Origin of the sequence: Marivita sp., from assembly GCF_051251565.1 — a bacterium.
Lineage (GTDB): Bacteria > Pseudomonadota > Alphaproteobacteria > Rhodobacterales > Rhodobacteraceae > Marivita.
In genome coordinates this window covers 47,214-53,712 of the sequence record NZ_JBPOFB010000018.1, presented here as the reverse complement: position 1 = coordinate 53,712, position 6,499 = coordinate 47,214, and the positions used below count along the sequence as shown (strand labels likewise).

Annotated in this window: 7 protein-coding genes and 1 other RNA gene; 4 read left to right on the top strand and 4 right to left on the bottom strand. The window is 60.1% G+C overall.

The genetic code is table 11. From position 1 onward, the window contains the following. Both ACSHXH_RS16600 and ffs read right to left on the bottom strand, forming a co-directional pair. On the bottom strand, positions 1–764 hold a 764-nt coding region (locus ACSHXH_RS16600), incomplete at its 3' end, for a hypothetical protein (protein WP_435672911.1). Between the two features lie 106 nt (positions 765–870). Beyond that, positions 871–969, bottom strand: an RNA gene (ffs, locus tag ACSHXH_RS16595) — signal recognition particle sRNA small type. A gap of 123 nt (positions 970–1,092) precedes the next feature. Between ffs and nudC the strand changes: the two genes are divergently transcribed. The 3 genes from nudC to ACSHXH_RS16580 are packed head-to-tail and all read left to right on the top strand — an operon-like array spanning position 1,093 to position 3,371. Continuing rightward, positions 1,093–2,061 carry an NAD(+) diphosphatase gene (gene nudC, locus ACSHXH_RS16590; protein ID WP_435672910.1) on the top strand — a complete coding sequence of 323 codons (969 nt, stop codon included), beginning with the start codon at positions 1,093–1,095 and terminating at the stop codon, positions 2,059–2,061. Between the two features lie 39 nt (positions 2,062–2,100). Next, positions 2,101–2,568 (top strand): SRPBCC family protein, encoded by a 468-nt coding sequence (locus ACSHXH_RS16585; protein ID WP_435672909.1) that lies wholly within the window; start codon positions 2,101–2,103, stop codon positions 2,566–2,568. Next, positions 2,565–3,371 (top strand): DUF4198 domain-containing protein, encoded by an 807-nt coding sequence (locus tag ACSHXH_RS16580; protein ID WP_435672908.1) that lies wholly within the window; start codon positions 2,565–2,567, stop codon positions 3,369–3,371. Before ACSHXH_RS16585 ends, ACSHXH_RS16580 begins: the two co-directional genes overlap by 4 nt. A 12-nt stretch (positions 3,372–3,383) precedes the next feature. Here ACSHXH_RS16580 and hemC read toward each other — a convergent pair whose 3' ends face one another. Then, entirely contained in the window at positions 3,384–4,334 is a 951-nt protein-coding gene (gene hemC, locus ACSHXH_RS16575) for a hydroxymethylbilane synthase (RefSeq protein WP_435672907.1), read from the bottom strand. A 101-nt stretch (positions 4,335–4,435) separates the two neighbouring features. Here hemC and hemE point away from each other — a divergent pair, with 101 nt between their 5' ends. Continuing rightward, positions 4,436–5,470 carry a uroporphyrinogen decarboxylase gene (hemE, locus tag ACSHXH_RS16570; protein WP_435672906.1) on the top strand — a complete coding sequence of 345 codons (1,035 nt, stop codon included), beginning with the start codon at positions 4,436–4,438 and terminating at the stop codon, positions 5,468–5,470. Positions 5,471–5,518: 48 nt separating this feature from the next. On the opposite strand, the gene ACSHXH_RS16565 is transcribed toward hemE, so the two are convergent. After that, positions 5,519–6,499 (bottom strand): DMT family transporter, encoded by a 981-nt coding sequence (locus ACSHXH_RS16565; RefSeq protein ID WP_435672905.1) that lies wholly within the window; start codon positions 6,497–6,499, stop codon positions 5,519–5,521.

Genomic DNA, 6,499 nt, shown 5'->3' with positions numbered 1-6,499 from the left:
TCCCGTGCCCATAGTTCGTCTCCTTTGCTGCACATTATGCTATCAAAGGAGCGGCACCAAACCGCGACAGGTCCAACTTCCAGCTCCGTCAGCAGTGGATCTTGCGGTTGTCCCCCGTAATCTCCAGCGTCCCGCTCGATCGTGCGCTCCAAGGCTTCGATCTCTGCGCGCATCAGCGCAAACCCAAGATCAATCCATTGAGTTGAACCCGGCCCGCCCAAAAGCTTCTGGGCAGACGTGAGGCGTCGCAGGTCTGATTCAACCAGTTTGGTATCTCGGGCTACGAGGCCAGAACGAAGGGCATCAAGCCTGCGTTTGCGCAAGCGAGCATCGTGATCTCGCGCACCACGCATCAGCTCAAGATCTGTCATGGCGTTGATCATCGGAGCGAAGCCATTCGAGATGCTGATTTCGCCCTTGTCGATCCTTTCGTAAATCCTCTGCTCCTCGGCAGCGATCACATCGGGGGTTGGCATTGCAGACCGCTTCTGAGAGTCGACTGACAGTTTGCTTTGATAGTGGGCTTTTGCCAGCGAAGAGAGATGTGGGGCAGGAGCATCTCCGCGCGTCGCAAGCTGCTCCTGTGCCTCTTCGATACGTGCGTAGAATCCATTTATGATACCGACAGCCAAGCGTTCTCTCTGTCTGGTGTCGTTCGGCAAGCCGCGCTCCACGAGTTCTCGAACGCCGATGATGTCCCGCAATTCTTCCGGAACCGTAACACGGACCACCCATATACCACGCACCTTCTGGACGTGCTTCATACCTACCTCTAGGGGCTGATTTGTAGCTGAATTTGTAGCAGATTTTGTAGCATGCGCCCTTGGAAACTTGGGGTTTTGTGCATTTTCAAGGCGCTAAGGGGGTGTAAGGTGAGAGGCTGGACAACGACCCAAGCGTGGCTCGTTACGGCTGCTTCCTTCCGGACCTGACCGGGTTGGCGAGGTGCTCGCCCGCGCCAACCTCTCACCGCCCAGATAGGCGAGGCTGCGCAGGATTGCAAGTCGCTGTCGTAGTAAATGCCGCTGTGCGCATTGTTCTTTTCGCGTTGGCGTGGCAATCGCGGGCACAGGCAAGAGGGCGGTGAATAAAATGCGCAATGCAGAGCAGGTGACATTTGGCGGGTCCGGGTTGGACCGCGCAGCCGAAATCAGGGGCAATGTCCCTGAAGTTGCAGCGCTTTTGCAGCATGCGGAGTCTCGGACCATTCTTCTTTGGCGGGGCAAGCCCTTGCTGACAGGCGCGCCGGATGCGCGGGTGCTCGTGCGGTTGCCGCTGGACCATCCGATCCTGAAAGAGGCGCGTAGCGCACCGATTCTGCTTGGCCGGGAAGACGGTGCGGCACGGTTTGCGCATGATATCTCGGGTTGGACGCCCACCGCGGATGTCAGTGATGTGGGCGCGTTCATCGACCAAAGCGAACAGCGGCACCCGACCTTGCCGCAAGATCACGGCTTTGCCGAATTGCGCGCCGTGATGACCGTGCTGTCGCCGCGCGACGCGGAACTGGCGGCCACCGCCAAAGCAATCATCGGCTGGCATGACACGCACGGGTTTTGCGCGCGCTGCGGTGTGGCAAGCGATGTGACGCAAGCCGGGTGGCAACGGGTGTGTCCCGCCTGCGGCGCAGGACATTTCCCGCGCACGGACCCGGTCGTGATCATGCTGATCACGCGGGGCAACAAAGTGCTGTTGGGGCGGTCACCGGGCTGGCCCGAAGGCATGTATTCCTGCCTTGCCGGGTTCGTTGAGCCGGGCGAGACCATCGAAGCCGCCGTGCGCCGCGAGGTCTGGGAAGAAGCAGGCGTGCGTGTGGGCAATGTACGCTATCTATCGAGCCAGCCCTGGCCTTTTCCCGCGTCCCTGATGTTCGGCTGTCATGGCGATGCGCTGAGCGACGAGATTACCATTGATCCGCATGAGATTGAGGATGCGCTTTGGGTCAGCCGGGAAGAGGTGATGGACGCGCTTGCAGGGCTGCGTCCGGGGCTGCTGCCTGCACGAAAAGGGGCCATCGCGCATTTTTTATTGCGCAATTGGCTTGCCGATACGGTCGAATGACGCAACTCTAGCACAATCGATTGTGACAAGGGCGAGCCGATGCAAGTGACCGCGACAGAAGATGTTGCCGCACCGATAGACCATGTGTTTGCTGAGCTGACGGCGTTTGACGCGATTGAACGTCAGGCGTTGCGGCGCGGGATAGATGTGCGGCGCAAGTTTCGCACGCCGATGCCCAAACCGGGGGAAGGCTGGGAAGCGCAATTTCGCTTTCGAGGTAAGGAACGCACCGCAACGGTTGAGCTTTTGCAGTTTGATGCGCCGCAGCATTTGCAATTTGCCGGCGCGTCCGGTGGGCTTGAGACAACGACCCAGATCGACCTTGTGCCTTTGTCGCCCAACCGCACACGGGTGACTGTGGCGTTCAAGATGTCGCCCAAAACTCTGTCCGCGCGTCTTTTGGTGCAGTCTTTCAAGCTCGCCCGGTCACGTATCAACACACGCTTTCGGGACCGCATGGCGCAATATGCCCGCGAGATCGAAGCCAAGTTGGTGAAATCCGCATGACCCTGCGGGCCGCACTTGTCTTGACGTTTGCGGCGGGGCTCTCTTTGCCGGTTGCCGCGCATGAGTTCTGGATCGACCCCGAGGTATATCAGGTGCCATCGGAGGGGACGATTACTGCGCGGCTGCGGGTTGGTGAAGCGTTTGCCGGGGCAGAGCAAAGCTACTTGGAGCGCAATTTCGACCGTTTTGATCTGGCCTGTTCTGGTGCACTGTCTTCGGTCGAAGGACGCGCCGGGGATCGGCCTGCGCTGACGGTTGAGGCCCCAAGGGATGGTCTGTGTGTGGTGATCCACCAGACGCGGGATCACACGTTGACTTACCGTGACTGGCAGAAGTTCGTGAATTTCGTCGAGCATAAGGATTTTGCCGGCGTTCTTACAGAGCATGCCGCGCGGGGCTTGCCCGAAACGAATTTTGTTGAGCTTTACAGCCGCTACGCCAAAAGCCTGATCGCTGTTGGGTCCGGTGCCGGTGCAGATGCAGACATGGGGCTTGAGACCGAGATCGTGGCCGAGGCGAACCCTTATCAGGACGACATGACCGACGGGTTACCGATCCGGGTGTTGTATCAGGGGGAACCGCGCGCCGATGTGCAAGTCGAGCTGTTCGCAAAGCCGCCGTCTGGTGCCGTGGTGGTTACGTTGCACCGCACTGATGCCGATGGCCGCGTGACCCTGCCTGTTGAGGCGGGACACGCATATCTGGCCGATGCCGTGGTGCTGCGGGCGTTGACGCCAACAAATGACGGCGATCCCGTGTGGGAAAGCCTATGGGCGTCGCTGACCTTTGCCGTTCCGGAGTGACCGGCACAGCGTTTAGTGCGCGTGCCAGTCGAAAAAGCCGGGACCGGCGCGATCCAGCAAAGTGCGCGCAAGCGCTTGGCCCATCGCGGCACCGTCCGAGATCGGGCCGCTGATTTCATCGGCATGCGCGCTTGATCCGTCCGGGCGGAGCACTTCGCCACGCAGGTGCAGCGTGTCGCCGTTCAGTTCCGCCAGACCCGCGATGGGCGTTTCGCAAGACCCGTCAAGCGCGGCAAGAAATGCGCGTTCGGCGGCAAGGCGTTGCCCGGTTTTGGTGTCATGGATTGCGGCCAGCATCTCGGTGGCGCGGCTGTCGTCGGCGCGGCGTTCGATGCCGATGGCGCCTTGAGCGACGGCAGGAAGCATATCCGTGGTGTCGATCGCGGTTTTGGGCACATGGTCCATGCGCAGGCGGTTCAGACCGGCCATTGCAAGGAAAGTGCAGGACGCCACGCCGTCATCGAGCTTTTGCAGGCGGGTTTGCATGTTGCCCCGGAATTCCACGACATTCAGGTCGGGCCGCCGGTTCAGCAATTGCGCACGGCGGCGCAACGATGACGTGCCGACAATCGCCGCTTCGGGCAATTGGGCAATCCCGGTGAATTCGGGCGAGATGAACGCGTCGCGCACGTCTTCGCGGGGCAGGTAGGTGTCGAGCAACAAACCTTCGGGTTGCAGCACCGGCATGTCTTTCATCGAGTGGACGGCAATGTCGATCTTGCCCGACAGCATGTCCTCTTCGATTTCGCGTGTGAACAGACCTTTGCCGCCGATCTCTTTCAGCGGGCGGTCAATGATCTTGTCGCCCGTGGTCTTGATGACAACGATGGTAAAGGCCTCAAAAGGCAGATCAAACGCCTTGGCCAGCCGTTCGCGGGTTTCGTGTGCCTGAGCCAACGCCAGCGGGGAACCGCGCGTGCCGATGTTCAGGGGTTGGGCGGGTGTGGGCAGATCTCTCGTCATGAATCGATCTTTAGGCGTGTAAACTTGTCCTGACAACCATGCTTGTCTTGACATATGGGTTTCTACGGTTGATCCGAAGGCATTACAGAAGGAAAGACCTGATGAGCCAGACAAAAACCATCCTGCGCGCCCTTGCTGGCGAGACCCTGCCGACCCCCCCAATCTGGATGATGCGTCAGGCCGGTCGTTACCTTCCCGAGTACCGCGCGACGCGCGCGCAGGCCGGTGACTTTCTGTCGCTGTGCTATAACTCGGAACTGGCTGCCGAGGTCACGTTGCAGCCGATCCGCCGCTACGGCTTTGATGCGGCGATCCTGTTTGCCGACATCCTTTTGTTGCCACAGGCGCTGGGCGCGGACCTGTGGTTCGTCACTGGCGAGGGGCCGCGTTTGTCGACGATCACCACGCAGGCCGAGTTCGACAAGCTCGGCCGTGGCGAGATGATCCATGACACGCTCAACCCGGTCTATGAGACAGTGCGCATCCTGCGCCGTGAATTGCCGGAAGAAACCACGCTGATCGGTTTTGCCGGTGCACCCTGGACTGTGGCGACTTATATGATCGCGGGTCGCGGCACGCCGGATCAGGGGCCTGCCCATGCGCTCAAGGACGAAAACCGCGCTTTGTTCGAGGCAATTCTCGAACGCCTGACCGAAAGCACGATTGATTATCTGTCCGCCCAGATCGATGCCGGGGCCGAAGTGGTCAAGATTTTCGACAGCTGGGCGGGATCGCTCAAGGGTGAGGATTTCCAGCGCTATGCCTTGCAGCCTGCGAAAATCATCACCGAAGAAATCAAGCGCCGCCATCCGGGCATTCCGGTGATTGCGTTCCCGCGTCAGGCCGGTGACAGCTATATCGGCTTCCATGCCGCGACTGGTGCCGATTGTGTTGCCGTGGATGACAGCGTGACACCCGAATGGGTGGCCGAGCATGTGCAACCCGGCGGCTGTGTTCAGGGCAACCTTGCATCGCGCCACATGGTGACCGGCGGACAAGAGCTTGTTGATGAGACTCGCAAGGTTGTGGAGGCTCTCAAGAACGGGCCGCATATCTTCAACCTTGGTCACGGCATCACGCCGGATGCGGACCCGGAAAACGTCAAGCTGATGATCGACACGGTGCGCGGGCTTTAAGCCACGAAAACGCGGTGCCGCGTTTTGGCACCTCCGGGATCGGAGGTGTCAGCGCGCTTGGCCGCTGGGCGGTTTTGTGATGTGTCGCTTGCCCTTTTGACGTTCGCGCAGGAACACGAACAGGCCAGCCCCCAGGATCATCGCACAGCCCGCCCAGATTGCCGGGGTGGGCCATTCGGCAAAGAACAACCAGCCCCAGAAAATTGCGAGCGGCAGGCCGATATATTCGAACGGGGCGATGCTGGCGGCCGGGGCCATTCGGTAGGCGGCGGTGATGCAATAGGCGACGATGCCGTTGCAGATGCCGATAACCAAGAACAGTGGCCAGTCCTCGGCGCTGGGCCATGTCCATGCGCGCAACAAGAAATGCAAGCTGGGGGAATCTGGGCCGGGGTCGGCCTGTCCTTGCCCGACAAGCAGGTAGAACAGGCTCGACACCAAGAGAAACATCGCTTGGTTGTAGATGGTGAGTGCCGAGGCCCTGCTTTTGACTCCAAGTGCGCGGGTCATCACCGCCATGGCTGCATAAAGCGCTGCCGCGATCACCGGCAGGGCAAAAAGCCAAGGCGGCCCATATTCTGACCCGCTTTGCCACGGCTCCTGCATGACGATCACCCCCAGAAAGCCAAAGACAATCGCGCCAAGCCTTAGTGGGCCTACCTGTTCGCGCAGGAACAGAAAGCCGAACAACGTTATGAACAACGGGCTTACAAAGAAAAGTGCCGTGGTCAGGCCCAGTGGCAAGACGGCCAAGGAAGCAAAGAACGTCATGTTCGCGGCAACCAGCGTCAACCCGCGCAGGATATGCAGCCCCGGTTGCGAGGTGCGCAGCAGCGATAGGCCGCCCTCAAGATGCAGCATGACAAAGGACAACAGGATGCCGATGGCCGTGCGGGTGAACACGATCTGATGGAGCGGATAGCCGCCTGACAACGCTTTGATCACCAGATCGTTGATCGAAATGGCAAAGACGCCAAGGCAGATCAACGCGATGCCACGGGCAATGCTGCTGTCGGAAAGAGATGTCAT

Excerpts from the sequence above, each read along its gene's own strand:
- nudC (WP_435672910.1), top strand. The coding sequence starts at position 1,093 with ATGCGCAATGCAGAGCAGGTGACATTTGGCGGGTCCGGGTTGGACCGC.
- ACSHXH_RS16585 (WP_435672909.1), top strand. The coding sequence starts at position 2,101 with ATGCAAGTGACCGCGACAGAAGATGTTGCCGCACCGATAGACCATGTG.
- ACSHXH_RS16580 (WP_435672908.1), top strand. The coding sequence starts at position 2,565 with ATGACCCTGCGGGCCGCACTTGTCTTGACGTTTGCGGCGGGGCTCTCT.
- hemC (WP_435672907.1), bottom strand. The coding sequence starts at position 4,334 with ATGACGAGAGATCTGCCCACACCCGCCCAACCCCTGAACATCGGCACG.
- hemE (WP_435672906.1), top strand. The coding sequence starts at position 4,436 with ATGAGCCAGACAAAAACCATCCTGCGCGCCCTTGCTGGCGAGACCCTG.
- ACSHXH_RS16565 (WP_435672905.1), bottom strand. The coding sequence starts at position 6,499 with ATGACATCTCTTTCCGACAGCAGCATTGCCCGTGGCATCGCGTTGATC.